Here is a 15,432-nt window from a genome sequence, read left to right as displayed (position 1 = left end):
TGCCGACCGTACACCGTTGGATTGGGACTCTAAACCCCCGATGCGGCATGCGCAACAATCCCGACATGCCCAACCTCGTGGATGTTCGTCGCTTCCTTGGCGACGCTCGCCTTGGAGGAATGCCTGGCCTCGCTCGGTCGGGGCGGCGCTTGCGAAGGACCCGCCGGCTCCTGATCTCCCTCAATGACCTGCGGCTATGCGGTGAGTCGACGCGGTCGCCACATCTCTCCGGCCCTGGGGACCGGCGAAGGAATCGAGCCGAAGGCCAACACCCCCTGACCGATGTCAGTACTGGTGGCGGATATGAACGGATAATTTGATCCGTGCCTCGCGACTGCACACGCGAAGCCCACCGAACTGGACGGCAGGCTGCCGTCGATTCGTTCGCGGCAAAAACCGAGTCGACAGTTACCGCATCAACAATCGAGCATTTTCGGCGCGACCTACTGGCCATCCCGGCCGTGTTCTTCAGTCACGCAGCTGGCTCCGCGGCTCGTCGAGGGCGACCGGACCAGCCAGGCCGACCGTGTTTCCCCCTGTTCGCTGACCGGATTGGATGAACAATGAGCCAGAGTTACGGGAACGGGAGCATGGACGCCGACGCGGTGCTCGATATCGCCGGAATCGGATTCGGACCCGCCAATCTCGCGCTGGCCATCGCTCTGGACGAGATGGACTCAGCCGGCAGAGCGGTCACAGCGCGATTCTTCGAGGCCCAAGAGCGCTTCGGCTGGCATCGTGGCATGCTGATTGAGGGCGCGACGATGCAGGTGCCGTTCCTGAAGGATCTGGTCACCATGCGCAATCCGACCAGTCGATTCTCGTTTCTGTCGTTCCTGCACACGCGCGGCAGGATCGTCGACTTCGCCAACACCAAGACGTTCTTCCCCTTGCGGACCGAGTTCCACGAGTACTTGGCATGGGCTGCCGAGCAATTTGAGAACCGTGTCTCCTACCAGTCCGAGGTGATCGGGATCAGGTCGGCCACGGGGCCGGGTGATGTCGAAGCCGTGGACGTCTCGGTGCGGGTAGGCGGCCGCGATGGAGCGCCGCGGACTCACCGGGCCCGTAACGTGGTGATCGCAGCGGGCGGGCGGCCGCGGATGCCGGAAGGTCTACCGGCGTCCGAACGGATATGGCATTCCTCCAGGCTTCTTGACGGAGTGCAGGCCATCGCCGGATCGAAGCCGTCGTCATTCGTGGTCCTCGGCTCCGGTCAGAGCGCCGCCGAAGCCGTCGACTATCTGCACCGCGAGTTCGCAGACGCCCAGGTTCATTCCGTGCACTCCCGATATGGCTACAGCGTCGCGGACGACAGCGCCTTCACGAACTCGATCTTCAACCCCGTGGCCGTGGACCATCATTTCGCGGCTTCCGAGAGTGTGCGGCGGTCATTGCACGCCTACCATGCGAATACCAACTACTCGGTCGTGGACGAAGGTCTCATCCGCCAGCTGTATCAGACCTCCTATCTCGAATCAGTGACCGGGCGCCGTCGCCTTCACTTCCATAAGGTCTCGCGACTGGTCGAGGTCACCCACGCCGGGGATCGCCTGCGCGTCGTGATCGAGTTCCTGCCCGACGGGAGCACGACCACGGTCGAGGCTGACGCGTTGGTCTGCGCCACCGGTTACCTGCGGGCCGATCCCGCATCTCTGCTGGGCGACCTGCTCCCCCGCTGCCGGCGGGACGGCCAGGGCCGTCTGCTCCTTGACCGCAACCGCAGGGTGGCGACCGACGAGTCCGTGAAATGCGGCATCTACGTCCTCGGCTACGGGGAGCATTCGCACGGCCTGTCCGAAACCCTTCTGTCGCTCACGGCGGTCCGCGCCGGCGAGCTGGCCGAGGTTCTGACCAAGGAGCTGGTGTGACGACGAACCGTGAGCCCGCGACAGACCAGGTGGAGGTAGGCGGATGCTGATTCCCCCGATATACCGGGTGGACGGGGAGAGCTGGGCGGTCGAGATCGTCGACCGGCATCCGCTCGCCCTTCTCATCAGCAATGGGACGACGGTTCCCGAGGCGACTCAGGTGCCCATCGTCCGGCGGCCGGCATCCAGCGACGACCAGCTCACCGGCACCAGCCTGCTAGGGCACATGAACCGGGCGAACCCGCATTGGGCGACGCTGGCCCACGGAACCGCCGCAAAACTGATCTTCATGGGGCCCGGCGGCTACGTCTCACCTACGCTGTACAACACCGACGTGGCCGCGCCGACATGGGATTTCGTTACCGTACACCTATACGGGACGGTGACCCTCGCTGCGAGCCTTAACGAGACTCTGTCCGTGGTGACGACCACGGCACGAACGCTGGAAAGCCGATTCGGCTCAGGCTTCGATTTCGAAGCCTCGTGTGATTACCACAGCTCGCTCGCACCCGGGGTCGGCGCGTTCTCCTTCCATGTAGAGAAGGTGGAGGCGATGTTCAAGGTCAGCCAGGAGAAGAGTCCGGAGATCCAAGAGCACGTCATCGCCTGGTTCGCGGACGGCAACGGCGGTTCCTGCACTGATCTGGCCGGCACGATGCGGAGACTGGGCCTGGGAACAGGCGTCGAGGAAGAAGCGGGAGCCCGGCTCAGCGGGCTTACATGACCCAGCACGGACCCTCCGCCGCTGATGCTGACGCCGAGCGCGACCCCTGGTCGTCCAGAACTTCGTGCAGGCGCTTCGCATCGGTTCCTACGACCTCCCCGCTTTGATTGATCGTTCGACACATCGAGAGAGGCTGCGTAAGTGACTGGCGCCAACGATGGAAGCCCCGCCGCGCAGTGGGATCTGAACGACGGGGATCCCGTTCCTGAGGAATGGAATGCCACAACGGTTTCTTTCGACGATCTGGCCACTTTGCCCGATCTGATCGAGAGGGCCGTCGAAGCGGACCCCGAGGCCATCGCCATCGAAACCAGCGACGGTGCTCGTACCACCTTCGGGCAGCTATGGTCGCAAGCTCAGCAGCTCAGCAATGCGCTCACCGCGGAAGGGCTCGGACCCGGTCACTACGTCGGCGTCCTCGTCGAGCATTCGGTCACGGCCATCGTCGGTATCCTGGGCATCACGTGCTCCGGTGCGGCCTATGTGCCTCTCGACCCTCGGTGGCCCGCATCACGCGTGGCGGAACCGATAGCACAACTCCACATCAACTGGATCATGACCAGCCGGCGGCATGCGCGCTTGGCGGAGGAGTCGGCATGGATCGCCGGCCAGGACACGCGTCTGATGTGCCTGGACGCCGCCCAGCATCCTGTCGACCACCTGGAAGAGTCGAGCACGCGTCTTCTCTGGGATGAGATCGCCGCGGATGATGACCCGCTGCGCGCAGCCGGATTCAACCAGGGCCGGAGCGAAGAAGGGTTCGAGCGCGAGGACGTCGCCGTTTACCTGCAGCACGTACGCAACCTGGTGGCCGCGGGCGGAAATCCGCGCTCCCTCTTGGAGATCGGCTGCGGATCCGGGCTGCTCGCAGCCGAGCTCGGCGGACTGGTAGCGGAATATGTCGGGGTGGACCCATCGCCGGTCGCGATAGAGCGCTGCCGGGCCGCGATGTCCGGCTCGCCGGCCGTCACGCACTTCTCCACGGGGTTCGCGCACAACATCAGGGACATCGCCGGTGAACGACGGTTCGATGCGGTCCTCATGTCCAGCGTCACGCAGTTCTATCCCGGCCCCGATTACGCCCGGAAGGCCATACTCGACGCGATCGGCCTGGTCGTCGAAGGCGGAGCCGTCATCATCGCCGATGTGATCGACACGGAAAGCGAGACCGGAGCAGGCCACCTGCGACTGCCGCGTTCCTGGTTCCGGAAGCTCGCCTCAGAGACGACGGCTCCGGTCGACGTGGAGATCGTGGCGAGGAGCGGCGACCACTGGCACGGCTCACTCGCCGGACGATACGACGTGGTGATCCGCCGGGCGCCCTCGTCCTCCCCCTCTCCGGCCCATGACCCGAAGCCCAGGGTCCTGACCTGGACGGCTATCGAGCGATTCCGTGACGTCCGCGAACCCGGCCGCACGTCCTCGAGCGATCCGGCCTACGTGATCTTCACGTCAGGGTCGACCGGCCGCCCTAAAGGCGTCCAGGTATGTCACCGAAGCGTCGTGAACCTCATCGAATGGGTCAACAAGACTTATTCGATCTGTCCGGAGGACCGGCTGCTGCTCGTCACGGCCTTCACCTTCGACCTCTCCGTGTACGACATCTTCGGGATTCTCGCCGCAGGCGGCACGATTCGCATCATCAGTCCAGACGAGATGGCGGATCCGGATCGCGTTCTGGACATCCTCGATCGGGAGCAGATCACTTTCTGGGATTCGGCTCCCGCTGCGCTCAGTCAGGTGATGGCCGTCTCCGCGGGCCGTCGACCACCTCGAAACCCCAGTCTGCGCCTGGTCTTCCTCAGCGGGGACTGGGTGCCGCTCGCTCTCCCGGATGAGATTCGCAGACGGTTCCCCGCTGCCCATGTCGTCGCACTCGGAGGAGCGACCGAGGCGACCGTCTGGTCGAACTATTTCGATGTCGGCGAGGTGGCCGCCGACTGGCCGAGCATCCCGTACGGGCGGCCCGTCCAGAACGCCCGCTACTACATTCTGAACAGCGATCGAACCCCTTGTGCCATTGGCCAGCCGGGTGACCTGTACATCGCCGGCGTGCCGGTGGCCATGGGGTATGCCGGAGACAACGAGCTGACCAAGGCACGATTCATGCTCGACCCATTCGCGTCGGACCCGGCAGCTCGCATGTACTTCACCGGTGATCGCGCACGCTGGACCACCGACGGCACGATGCAGTTCCTCGGACGCCTTGACGACCAGGTCAAGATTCGTGGTTACCGCATCGAGCTGGGCGACGTCCAGGCGACGCTGAACAGAATAGAAGCGGTGGCGGACTCCGCTGTTCTGACGGTCGAGGGGTCTGACGGCAAGGAGCTCGCCGTCGCCGTGGTGTACGCACCGGGCAAGGCCCTGACGACGGTCGCTCTGCGTAGGGAGATGGCAGCCTCGTTGCCTCCCTACATGCTTCCCGATCACATTCTCACGCTTCCCTCGCTGCCTGTCGGACCCACCGGAAAGGTGGACCGGGACGCTCTGGCCCAGCAGATCACCGGTGGTCCCGCGCAGCGTCAGCCGAGGACGCCGGCCCGAAACGAAGCTCCCGGTCAAGCTGCCGACGTGGCACGGGCGCGAATTCTCGACATGATTCGCGACGTAGTCGGTGACCAGAGGGTGAACATCGGCGACTCGTTCCTTGACGTCGGTGGCCATTCCCTGGCAGCGGCCCGTCTAAGGAGCAGGATCGAGCTGGAGCTCGGCAGCATCGTCCGGGTCAGCGAGATCCTGGGGTCGACCAGCATCGGCGAGCTCGTGGACAGGATCGCCGACGGTATGCGGGTGGCCGGCGAGCGGGCGCCCCTCACCGCCTCGGACAGGGAATTCTCCGTCTCCCATGCGCAGGCGCGCGCCCTCTACGAGATCGCGTCGGCACCTTCCGTGCCCGCGTATCAGAATCAGGTCGCCATCCACCTGCCCGGCACGCTCACGGAACAGAAGATCTCGGCGGCTCTCGCCGCCGTGGTGACGGCTCATCCCATCCTTCGCTCCACGTATCGCCCTGGCGCCGAAGGCTGGCGAGTTGTCATCGGCACCCCATGGGTTCCGGAGCTCGAGGTGGTGGATCTTCGCCGCGCCGACCGCACGGCCGGCGGCCGGCCTGCCGAACTCGACATGTTGCTCCGTGAGCATGGCCGGATCGACTGGGATCTGGAGAAGGGCCGGCTCGTTTCCTGGCGTCTCTTCCGCATATCCGATGACGAGCAGGTACTGAGCCAGGTTGAACATCACCTCATCCACGATGGATGGTCTCTGACCCTTCTGTTGCGGGACTTTGTGCGTGCCCTGTCCGGGTCCGATCCGAGCTCCTCGACAGCCCGGGGCCTCGAGTACGGTGACTACGTCGCAGATGAGGTCACGCGGGTCGAAGCCCTTCCGGGGTCACCGCAACTGGCCGCCTATGTCGATCGGCTCGCTGACGCTCCGCATCTGCCGGTGGCTCCACCGTTCGACGTCGAAACCTCTTCTGTGAACCTTGCCCCGGCGCCGGCGGACTCCGTCGACGTCGTCGTAGAAGGTCAGGAGTGGGAAGAGCTGCAGGCGTGGGCTACTCGGCAAGGTGCCACCGGCTTCGAACTCTTGATGGCCGCTTTTCTCTGCACCCTGCACGAGATCTCAGGTGAAGATGACCTCGTCATCGGGTCGGCGGTCAGCGCCCGTCCGTCGGGCTTCGAATCCACCCTGGGCATGTTCGTCAACACCGTGGCCGTACGCTCCGAGTGGTCCGCCGCTTTCCCGGCCTTCCTCCTCCGGGTCAGAGCCGCGCTGCGCGACGCCCTGGACTACGAGCTGATCCCCTATGACACGATCCTGGAAGCAGTTCGCCAAGCAGAAGGCGGGCGGCGCGCTTCGCTCTACCGGTGCATGTTCAGCGCGCACAACGCACCGCTCCCGGACACCCACATACCGGGTCACGGAACGGCGCTCGTCGAGTACCGGCAGAACGGCACGACCAAGTGTCCTCTGGACGTTCTGGTCCTCCCCAAGCAGGCAGGCGCCGACCCTATGGCTCCCGATGGATCCGTCCGCCTGGTATGGGAGTTCGACACCTCCTTGTACCAGGTCGAAACAGTGCGAAGGTTGACGGACATGTTCCGTCACGGCCTGTCTCAGCTGGTCCATGAAATCAGGAACGGTACGGTAGCGCAGGACTGGCGGTGGCCTTCCTCCGATCCTGCCGTCCTCGTTGGCCCGCCCCCTCAGTATCACCACATGAGGATCGAACCTCGTCGATCTGCGGCCCCCGCTGTCATCGCGATGGAGTCCTCCGCGACGCAGGAGCACTTCGCCCTCCTGCTGAGTGCCGCGATACGCGAGCTGAACGTCGCCAGAGCAGCGGCCGGAGAAGTGGTGGCCATCGACATCGGGCGGGATGCCGCCTATTGCAGCCGACTGGCCGCCTGCCTTGAGCAGGGTGTCGTCTTCATGCCGGTCGACCCGCTCGCGCCGGCCGCACGCTTGTCGTCGATCCTGGGCTCTGCTCATTTCCGCTGGTCATCGGATGGAAAACTGACTCGCCTGCGCACCGCGCACGACCTCATGCGGCAACCCGGGGACGCCTACGTGGTGAGCACCAGCGGCACCACTGGCCAGCCGAAACGGATCTCAGTCGGCCGCCGGGCCCTGTCCGCGTACATCGGAGCATTCATCAACCGGCTGCAGCTGACGTCAAGCGATGTGGTCGCCGGTTCCAACTCCCTCCTCTTCGACGCATCTCTCGAAGAGACGCTTCCCATCCTCTCGCTCGGCGGGACGCTTCTCCTGCTGGACTTGTCCGACGGCATCCCGGGGATGCTGCGGCAACTCGAATCACATCAGGCCACGGTGCTGGACCTTCCGACGGCATTGTGGGCCGTTCTGGCCGATCATCTGGAGCAGCGCGACGAGAGGTTGCCCGGCAGCGTGAGGGCCGTCGTGATCGGCGGAGAAGCCTACGACGCGGCTCGGGCCGCCAGATTCGTCCGCCGGCATCACGGCACCGTCAGCCTGCTGAGTTTTTACGGCCCTGCCGAATGCGCCATCTCAGTCACCTGCCATGAAGTACGGGGACACGAATCCGAGCACGATCTGCCCCAGCTGGGCGCTCCCATCGGAGGCGCTACGCTGTGCGTTCTCGACCACGATGGGGCCCTCGTCCCCTTCGGCCGTCCCGGCGTTCTGGGAATCGCGGGTGTCCCGTGCGGGGACAGGCTTCATGACCTCGTTCGCGTGGACGGGGTGGACTCCCCGGTCTATCCGACCGGCGACCTTGTACGGATCAGGCAGAACGGGCGTATCGACTTTCTCGGGAGGGCCGACAACGAACTCAAGATACGCGGTTTCCGTGTCTCGCCCGAAGAGGTCGAGCGTGCGGCCGGAGCAGTCCCCGGCGTTGGCGCGGCGGCCGCGGTCGGTGTCCGGAACCCCACTGGAGGTCTGCGTCTCGGCCTGACGGTGGTGACGAACCAGGAGTGGACGGGAGAACGTTCGGCGCGGGACGTGATGCGCGAGGCCATGGCGCTTCTTCTTCCCGACTACATGCTGCCCGACGCGGTCATCGTCGTTGAGCGCCTGCCCGTCAACGCTCATGGGAAGGTCGATTACCGAACCGTTCGCTCGCTGCTCGCCTCCCATCTCTCGGGGGAGAGCCGTACGAGGGAGGACGGGACCGAGTCCGGCGGGCAGTCCATCGTCATCCCGCAAGGCGCGGCCGCTCTTCCCGCTGAGGAGCAAGGCGTGCTGCCATCACTGTGGAAACGGGTGCTCGGCCCGGAGGCACCTCTGCAGGTCAGTTTTATCAAGGCAGGCGGGGAATCGCTGGCCGCGATGCGGCTCGTGGCCGCGATCGAGGCCGAACTGGGGATTCGGGTGAGAGTCCGGGATGTCCTGCAGGCAGCGGACTGCCATGCGCTCGAAAGCAAACTGTCCACGAGCTCCCGCTGACACCGCACTGCGCGGCAAGGGCTTGCACGAGCACGATTAGAGGAGACGATGTCGGCTTCGAAAGCCGTTGTCCGCTGCGACGACGCCCTCAGCTACGCACGGCTGGCCGCGTCATGGCAGCCCGGCTCTGCTTTCCCGGTCATGACCGGGCCCTCACTCACACGGTACGAGAACGTGCTGCGATCTGAGGGTGCAGACGCGTTGCCGGAAGTGATCGGCGCTGCCTGGCCCGGGGTGGTCGTCTCCCTGGGCGACCCGATGGCCCATGCCGCCGCAGGGTTACTGGCGAGCGCGACCTCGCGTCCGCATCACCGCGCCGACCCGGCCGGCCTGTACGACGTTCTCGATGATTTCGCGGCGGTTCCCGTCGCCCTGGTCGCGACCGCAGCCGACGCCGCGCGGCTCGGCGACTGGCCCGGTAACCGACATCCTCGCTTCGGCCTCGTGACGAGCCGAACGCAGGAGTCGCTGTCCTGCCTGATCTACCGCACGCTCACACTGAGCAGCAGGGCAGCGGCGGACGACATGGCGCTGATCCATCCCACGGCGGCCGGCGCGGACCAGGCCGATGCTGTGGCACTGGATGAGTTGCGCCCCTTGCTGCAACGTCCTGGCAGGGCCCTTCAAGTGCTCACTCACGGACGCGAGTGCTGCCTGATGCTGGTCGATGGACTCGTTTGCGGCAGGGGAACCGACGCACCGCCGGTGGGAGCCGACCTCGCAGCGCGCACAAGGATGCCGTCGTGCCTGCGCGGTGAAGGCTGCTGGCGCCAGGAGCTCGGGGATGAGGACCGGATCGCCGCATCGTCTATCGACGTACAGCTCGCGTTTCTGCAGTCCTGCGACTCGATCTCGGTCGGCAACAACGCGCACCCGCTGTCGGTCGGCGTCGCGCTGGGTTTCATGGAGGGCACGACCGTCGCCGTCATCGGCACCGTGGGATTCCACATCGCTCAGCGGCCGCTCTTCGATGACCTGGCGGGCGCGATTCGAGGCGGAGCACGGTTGGGTGAGGCGGTGGAGGAGCTCAACGCGGCGGGAGAAGCGAACAGGGAATTCACCCGGTTCGGGCTGCTGGGTGATCCGTCGTTGCCGGTCGACCTTTCCGCGTCACGATCGGCTCAGCGGCGCCACCCGGCTGTGCAGGAAGCGGAACCCGCCGACGAGGAGCTGAGCACGCAGCAAGTTATCGTGAGCAGACTGCGTTCTCTGCTGTCCCTGCACTTGCCCATTGACGAACGTCGTCTCGGCGAGGTGGAGCGGACCATTCGCCGAGGCCTGCTCGCGCGCGGAAGCCGACAGCTCGACATGCTGCGCGAGGTACGGCAGACCATTGATGAAATTCAGGCCGCCGCAGTGCACGAGCTCCTGCGGGAGATCCACGGCACCTGGTGGGGGTTCTTCGGCACCAGTGCACGCGCCTTCCGGCAGGTGTCCAGTACGCCGGTCATCTGCCCCGCGTGCCGTCGCGAGTCCGCGGTCAGAGTCGAACTCGCCCACCGTCTGCCCGTGGATCTGACGATCTTCACCGTACATTGCCAGCGGTGCGGAGACCTTTCCTCGTCCACGTCGGCATCCCCCGACTACGAGGTGACCGCCGACCATGTGGCCTACGCACCGAGGCTACGGGACAGCGAGCTCGCGTGCACTCTGCTCAGTGAGCGGGACAGGCCGATCCACGGACAGGCCGGCTTCGCCTTCGTCGCCGGAGGACTCGGTGACCTGCCGCAGGGGCGATCACGGCCTGTATCCGTCGGCCCCCGCGGCACCCAGCGAGAGAGGTGGCGCTTCCGTCTCGGCGAGCACGTGCAGGCCGCCGAGCACTACGCGGTCGTGGCCAGCCTCATCGAAGGCGAATACCGATGCGCGAACGTCTTCGTCAACACCCTTCCCCTGGATCGTGAGGATTGATGGATCGGATACTCACGCCTTCCCATGTCTTCGCCGCTGATGAGTGGAGCGACCCTCCAGAAGCAGTCGCGCAGATGCTGCTCGCCGCTCAGATCGCACCGCCTTCGGGATACATGCTCGAGGTACGGGCCGAGGCCACCGGCATCACCGTCGACCACGTGCGTGCCGCCGTAGCGGCTCTCACCGGCCGCTACCCGGAACTCGGAGCGAAGGTGGCCACGCAGGACGGACGGGTTCGCTGGTGCCGGGATGAGGCCGCCGCTCCGGACAAGTTGCTCTCGGTGGTGCGGCTCGACCCCGGCCAGTCTCCGGATCGGACCTTCGACCAGCTGGCCACGGCCGCCGACCAGGCGTCCGGGAATGCGCTCTTCTCCCTCGTGCTCAGCCCCGCGCCCGCCAGCATGAGGCTGCTCTTCCGCGTCCATCACGCGATCGTCGACGGGTCGGGGCTGGCCGCACTGATCGACGAATTTCTGGAACTCACTCAGGCAGCGCCCGGAGACACGGTGGCCCAGCGACGCGTCAGCGCGTTCGCCCGGACACCGGTCGCCGAGGCGTCCGAGACGTGCCGCCAAGAGTGGCTCAAGCAGATCGACCTCCTACCCCCGCCCTGGTCGGCGGCGGACGCACGGCGATTCGTCTATGACCGCACAGCAGCCATCCTGCAGACCGCTCTCGACCGGCAGAGGTTGGACGAGACTGCGCATGCGCTCGGGGTCACGCCGATAGCGGTGCTGATGGGCTGCACGCGAGTGGCCGTGGCGCGCCGTTTCCAGTGGTCGCTCGACCGTGTCACGGTTCCGTTGACGGATGACGGCGACGCCCTCCTGGCCATCCGGCCGCTGCCCGTCATCCATCCCGTGTCGGTCGCGCAAACCGTACAGGCGGAGATCGGCACGTCGTTCGACGCACTACTCGACTCTCTCGATCGGGGCGCTCCACCCGCCGATCTGGTGGGCCGCCTCACCAGCAGCGCCGTACCAGGCATGCCGGACTGCCTGCTGACCGTCAATGACCAAGTACGCATGTCACCGTCGCACAACGGGCTCGTGCTTCATCCCGGCCCTCATCGCGGTGCTCATGGGCTGCTCTCGGTCGAGCTGACGGGCGACATATTGCGGCTCTCGGGCCATCCGGCCATCTTCACCCGTGAAGATCTGGCGGGTTTCGCCGACGAGCTGGCCGCGGTACTCGAGGACCTCGACGGTCCCGCGGTCCCGGCCAGGAGTCGGCTCGGCCCCGTACCCTCCACCACGTCCTCCCCCGTCGCCGCAGTCGAATCGGCGAGCCCGGATGGGGACTACCTCGAACGCTGCCTCAAGGTCTGGCAGGATCTGTTCGGAACCGATGTCGGGCCGGATGACAATCTCTTCGCGCTGGGCGCCACGTCATTGATGTGCGCTCGTGTGGCGGCGCGGCTCCGGACCGCTCTGGAGCTGCCGGTGACCATTCGCATTCTCTATCAGCATCCGACGGCACGCGAACTCGCCGGCTGGGCGACCAGGGCTGACAACCCGTAAAGAGGTGCCTCCGGCCGATTGGATCAGGCTCCGTAAGGGGTGCTCGACCTCTGGCCGGAGGCGGCGCTTCTCAGTGCGACTTCACGAACGCCGACACCGCTTCAACGGTGTCCGGATGGCGCAGCAGATCTGCTTTATCGCACGTCACTCGAATCAGCTGAGTTCGAGCTGCACCCTGCCACGGCCCGCAGTACGGATGGCCTTTGGAAGCGATGTGCAGAACGCTTCCTCCCCATGCGGGCCTCGTGGAATGGTGCGCGGATACGAGATAGATGAGATAGTCGAGCATGGATCGCATGATCTGTTCGTGGCAGAAGACGAGTTCCTCTTCGCTGAGGTCATCCGCGGCGAGGCTCTTGAGCACACGATCGGACAGGTCTTTCTCGAGGACGCAGACCAGCGCGCGCGGATCGCGCAGAAGGCCCGACAGCACGGACGCACTCAACGGTGCGGTGGACGCTTGCCCGTCCGCTTCGGTGACACACGCCGAGTACCCCTGCCATAGTGCGTCCGCTTCACAGGGGTCGGCATCGAAAAGCACCAGCGGCACCGGGCCGGCACCCCTCTCCACCAGCAACTGCGCCATTTCCTGAGCGATCGGCGCAGCCGCGCAATAGGCAAGTATGGCGTGCACACCGTCGCTCGCGAGCGGTGATCTGGAAAGCAGGTCCATAGCGTAGTCCCGGGCAGTGAAACGCACCGGAAGCGAGTCCCCCATCAGCGGTGTCAGCTCGATGCCGAAGGGTGACAGCTCCAGGTCGGCCATTCTCGCTTCATCCCGTCGTCCCGGATAGTCCAAGCCGAGCAGTCGAGTCGTCATACTGTCTCGATCTCCGCATCGTGATGGGTGACTCCCAGCATCAGGTGTCACGGGCTCTTGGTCGCCTTAAGCGACAGGATCTCATTGAGACCCGATATCGTCGGATCGCTGGAAAACGTCCGTGCAGAGATCTCCACGCCGAACATCGATTTCACGCGATGCAGCATCTTCAGGGCTTTGAGCGAATTTCCACCGACCGTGTAGAAAGAATCTTCACAGCCGACCCACTCCAAGCCCAGTACGCTTTTCCAGAGCTCGGCGAGTGCTATCTCCATGGGAGTGCTCGGGGTGGTCCCTCTGGCCCTCGCCGCTCGATCGGCGGGTGTCGGATCAGGCAGACGACGCCGGTCGAGCTTGCCTGAAGGACCGAGCGGAAAGGCATCCATACGGACGTAGGCCGACGGCAGCATGTACTCAGGGAGATACTGGCCGGCGTGTGCGGCCAGGACGTTCACAGAAGTCTCATCACCCACGAAGTAGGCGATCAGCTCGTCTTCATCCGCACTGTTCTTGTGGGCTGTCACAGCACAGCTGCGAACGCCTGGATGACGTTCGAGAACCGCTTCCACCTCTCCGGCTTCGACTCGGGCTCCACGAATCTTGATCTGGGTGTCGGACCGCCCGAGGAACGAGATGATGCCATCCTCGTCGGCCATCGCGAGGTCGCCGGAGAGATAGATCAGCTCATCTGGGACGAGCGGGTAAGGATGGGGGACGAATCGCTCGGCGGTGAGCTCCGGATTCTTCTGGTAGCCCGTGGACAACCCTCCGATCCCGGCGACTCCCAGCTGCCCGATGACTCCGGGTGGCACCAATCTCAGCGCCTCGTCGAGAACGAACAGCCGGTATACCCCCATCTGCTTACCGATCGGGACACCGTGCACGGAATCGTGCTTCGTACCCGTCCAGGCAGCGACCTCCGACGTCTCCGTCTGCCCGTACAGGTTGTGGAACTCGGCACTGAAATGCTGAGTGAAGCGATCCAGAAGTGAGCTGGAGACGGCCTCTCCTGAGACCCACACCCACCGAAGGTCGGGATACGACTGTGGTCGCGCATAGTCGAGGAACGCGCTCAACATGGAGGGTACGAAATGGGCCGCGACGAGGCCACGCGTGCTCAGCAGTCCGGCGAGATAGTCGGCATCGGCCTCACCGCGAGGCAACGCCATGTGAATGGTCGCACCTACGCTGAGCGGCGCGAAGATCTCCCAGATCGCCACATCGAAGATCAATGGCGTCTTCAGGAGAATCGACTCACCCTCCTTGAGAGGGAACCGCTGTATCAGGGATTCGATGCGTCCGGCAGCACAGCGATGGTCGATGACGACGCCCTTGGGCTCGCCGGTCGATCCGGAGGTGAAGTAGATGTAGGCGGTGTCGTCCAGCACGACCTCGACCGACGGCGGACGAGCGTCCGAGCCGGTGTCATCAGCATGGAGAAGGGTGACCCCGGTGCCCTGCAGCAGCGAGTCGAACTGCTCGTCGGTGACGATCGCCGCCAGCTCGCCACCTGCGATGATCGCTCGGATACGGCCGGCCGGCAGCCTCGGGTCGAGCGGGACGAACGCGGCGCCCGCCTTCAGCGTTGCGAGCACGGCAACGATGAGTTCCGGCGAACGTTCCATGCAGATCCCTACGGCATGCCCGCGACCGATTCCCGCGTAGGCCAGCGACTGCGCCATCCGGTTGGCCCTGCGATCAAGCTCACCGTAAGTGACGGCCACGTCCCCGAAGTGGATCGCCACCCGGTCAGGATGAGCGCGCGCGGCTGATTCGAAGGGCTGGTGGATCGGCTTCAGATGGGGATACACATCGAATGTCGCGTTGATGGCGGCTACGCACTCTTCCTCCTCATCGCCAGAGAGCATGCGCAATTCATCGACGCGCGCGTGAGGCCGCATCACGGCATCCTCGAGCAACGCGTGGAACGATCGCCACCACCGATGAGGGCCGATACCGGGAAGTGAATGCCGGTCGCAGTCCAGTTCGAGCAGGATCGCCACTCCCCCTGACCGCACTGCACAGGTGGCGCCTGACAGTTCCGCCGCGCCAGAGTCTTGTAGTGGTGCAGCGGAAAAGCCGGGAGGTGCTACGCCCTGATCACAGGTGTCGAGGTCGGTGACAGCGAACCTGAGAGGGACGTGATGGAGCCACCCGTCATCCGCATCGGCATGCGCCTGCTGATGCTCGATCAATTCATCGAACGACACCGCCGTCTCGGCGAGCAGGTCCTCGAAGGTGACTCCTGAAGAGAAAGCCATGCGGAGCGGAACGGTCGCAGTGTGGCAGCCGATGACGGAACCACTATGAAGTTGGCCTTCGTCGAGCACAAGACCGATGGTGACCGGGTCCTGGCGACTGTGCCGATACTGTGTCGCCGCGAAGGCCGAGAGAAGAACAGCAGAGTCCGACGTCCCGTGACGCTCGGCCAGGAGGCGCAACGCATCGGCGGTCGCAGGATCGAGTTCACGGCTCTCCAGTGCATATCGCGCATTCATATTCGTCCTCGATTCCTCCTCGCAGCGGCATCCCATCGACGTATGCTCGTCGCTCTTCCTGCCGGGCGAGCATCCCTGGGGAAGGAAGCAAACCGCTAGTTCCTTGAACCCGCCCGATCTGGGCGTCGGAAAGTTCATGAATGGACTCAGCGGG

The 15,432-nt window shown here is 65.0% G+C and carries 7 protein-coding genes; 5 read left to right on the top strand and 2 right to left on the bottom strand.

Annotated elements, in window-relative coordinates:
- Positions 1-590 precede the first annotated feature (590 nt).
- From ACTMTI_RS52300 to ACTMTI_RS52280, 5 genes are all read left to right on the top strand, one after another.
- The gene (locus tag ACTMTI_RS52300; protein ID WP_441128410.1) at positions 591-1,871 is read left to right on the top strand and encodes a lysine N(6)-hydroxylase/L-ornithine N(5)-oxygenase family protein; all 1,281 of its coding nucleotides are present in this window, start codon (positions 591-593) and stop codon (positions 1,869-1,871) included.
- 43 nt (positions 1,872-1,914) lie between these two features.
- Positions 1,915-2,595, top strand: coding sequence for an FMN-binding negative transcriptional regulator (locus tag ACTMTI_RS52295; protein WP_441128408.1), 681 nt, complete (start codon positions 1,915-1,917; stop codon positions 2,593-2,595).
- Positions 2,596-2,736: 141 nt separating this feature from the next.
- On the top strand, positions 2,737-8,529 hold the full coding sequence (locus tag ACTMTI_RS52290) for an AMP-binding protein (RefSeq protein WP_441128406.1): 5,793 nt from the start codon (positions 2,737-2,739) through the stop codon (positions 8,527-8,529).
- A 201-nt stretch (positions 8,530-8,730) separates the two neighbouring features.
- A complete protein-coding gene (locus tag ACTMTI_RS52285; protein WP_441128404.1) occupies positions 8,731-10,440 on the top strand; it encodes a hypothetical protein in 1,710 nt (569 codons plus the stop codon).
- Positions 10,440-11,960, top strand: coding sequence for a phosphopantetheine-binding protein (locus ACTMTI_RS52280; protein WP_441128403.1), 1,521 nt, complete (start codon positions 10,440-10,442; stop codon positions 11,958-11,960). The genes ACTMTI_RS52285 and ACTMTI_RS52280 overlap by 1 nt, the downstream gene beginning before the upstream one ends.
- Before the next feature lie 70 nt (positions 11,961-12,030).
- Here the strand turns inward: ACTMTI_RS52280 and ACTMTI_RS52275 are convergent, their stop codons facing one another.
- Together ACTMTI_RS52275 and ACTMTI_RS52270 are read right to left on the bottom strand one after the other, a co-directional pair.
- Positions 12,031-12,726: a hypothetical protein gene (locus ACTMTI_RS52275; RefSeq protein WP_441128402.1), complete on the bottom strand. Its 696-nt coding sequence runs from the start codon at positions 12,724-12,726 to the stop codon at positions 12,031-12,033.
- A 101-nt stretch (positions 12,727-12,827) separates the two neighbouring features.
- Entirely contained in the window at positions 12,828-15,278 is a 2,451-nt protein-coding gene (locus tag ACTMTI_RS52270; RefSeq protein WP_441128400.1) for a non-ribosomal peptide synthetase, read from the bottom strand.
- Positions 15,279-15,432: the final 154 nt, after the last annotated feature.

The organism is Nonomuraea sp. H19 (assembly GCF_052068215.1).
GTDB lineage: Bacteria > Actinomycetota > Actinomycetes > Streptosporangiales > Streptosporangiaceae > Nonomuraea.
This window is presented reverse-complemented; position numbering and strand designations above follow the sequence as displayed.

Bases quoted from the DNA above. Each gene is read 5' to 3' on its own strand.
- ACTMTI_RS52300 (WP_441128410.1), top strand. From the start codon at position 591: ATGGACGCCGACGCGGTGCTCGATATCGCCGGAATCGGATTCGGACCC.
- ACTMTI_RS52295 (WP_441128408.1), top strand. From the start codon at position 1,915: ATGCTGATTCCCCCGATATACCGGGTGGACGGGGAGAGCTGGGCGGTC.
- ACTMTI_RS52280 (WP_441128403.1), top strand. From the start codon at position 10,440: ATGGATCGGATACTCACGCCTTCCCATGTCTTCGCCGCTGATGAGTGG.
- ACTMTI_RS52275 (WP_441128402.1), bottom strand. From the start codon at position 12,726: ATGGCCGACCTGGAGCTGTCACCCTTCGGCATCGAGCTGACACCGCTG.
- ACTMTI_RS52270 (WP_441128400.1), bottom strand. From the start codon at position 15,278: ATGAATGCGCGATATGCACTGGAGAGCCGTGAACTCGATCCTGCGACC.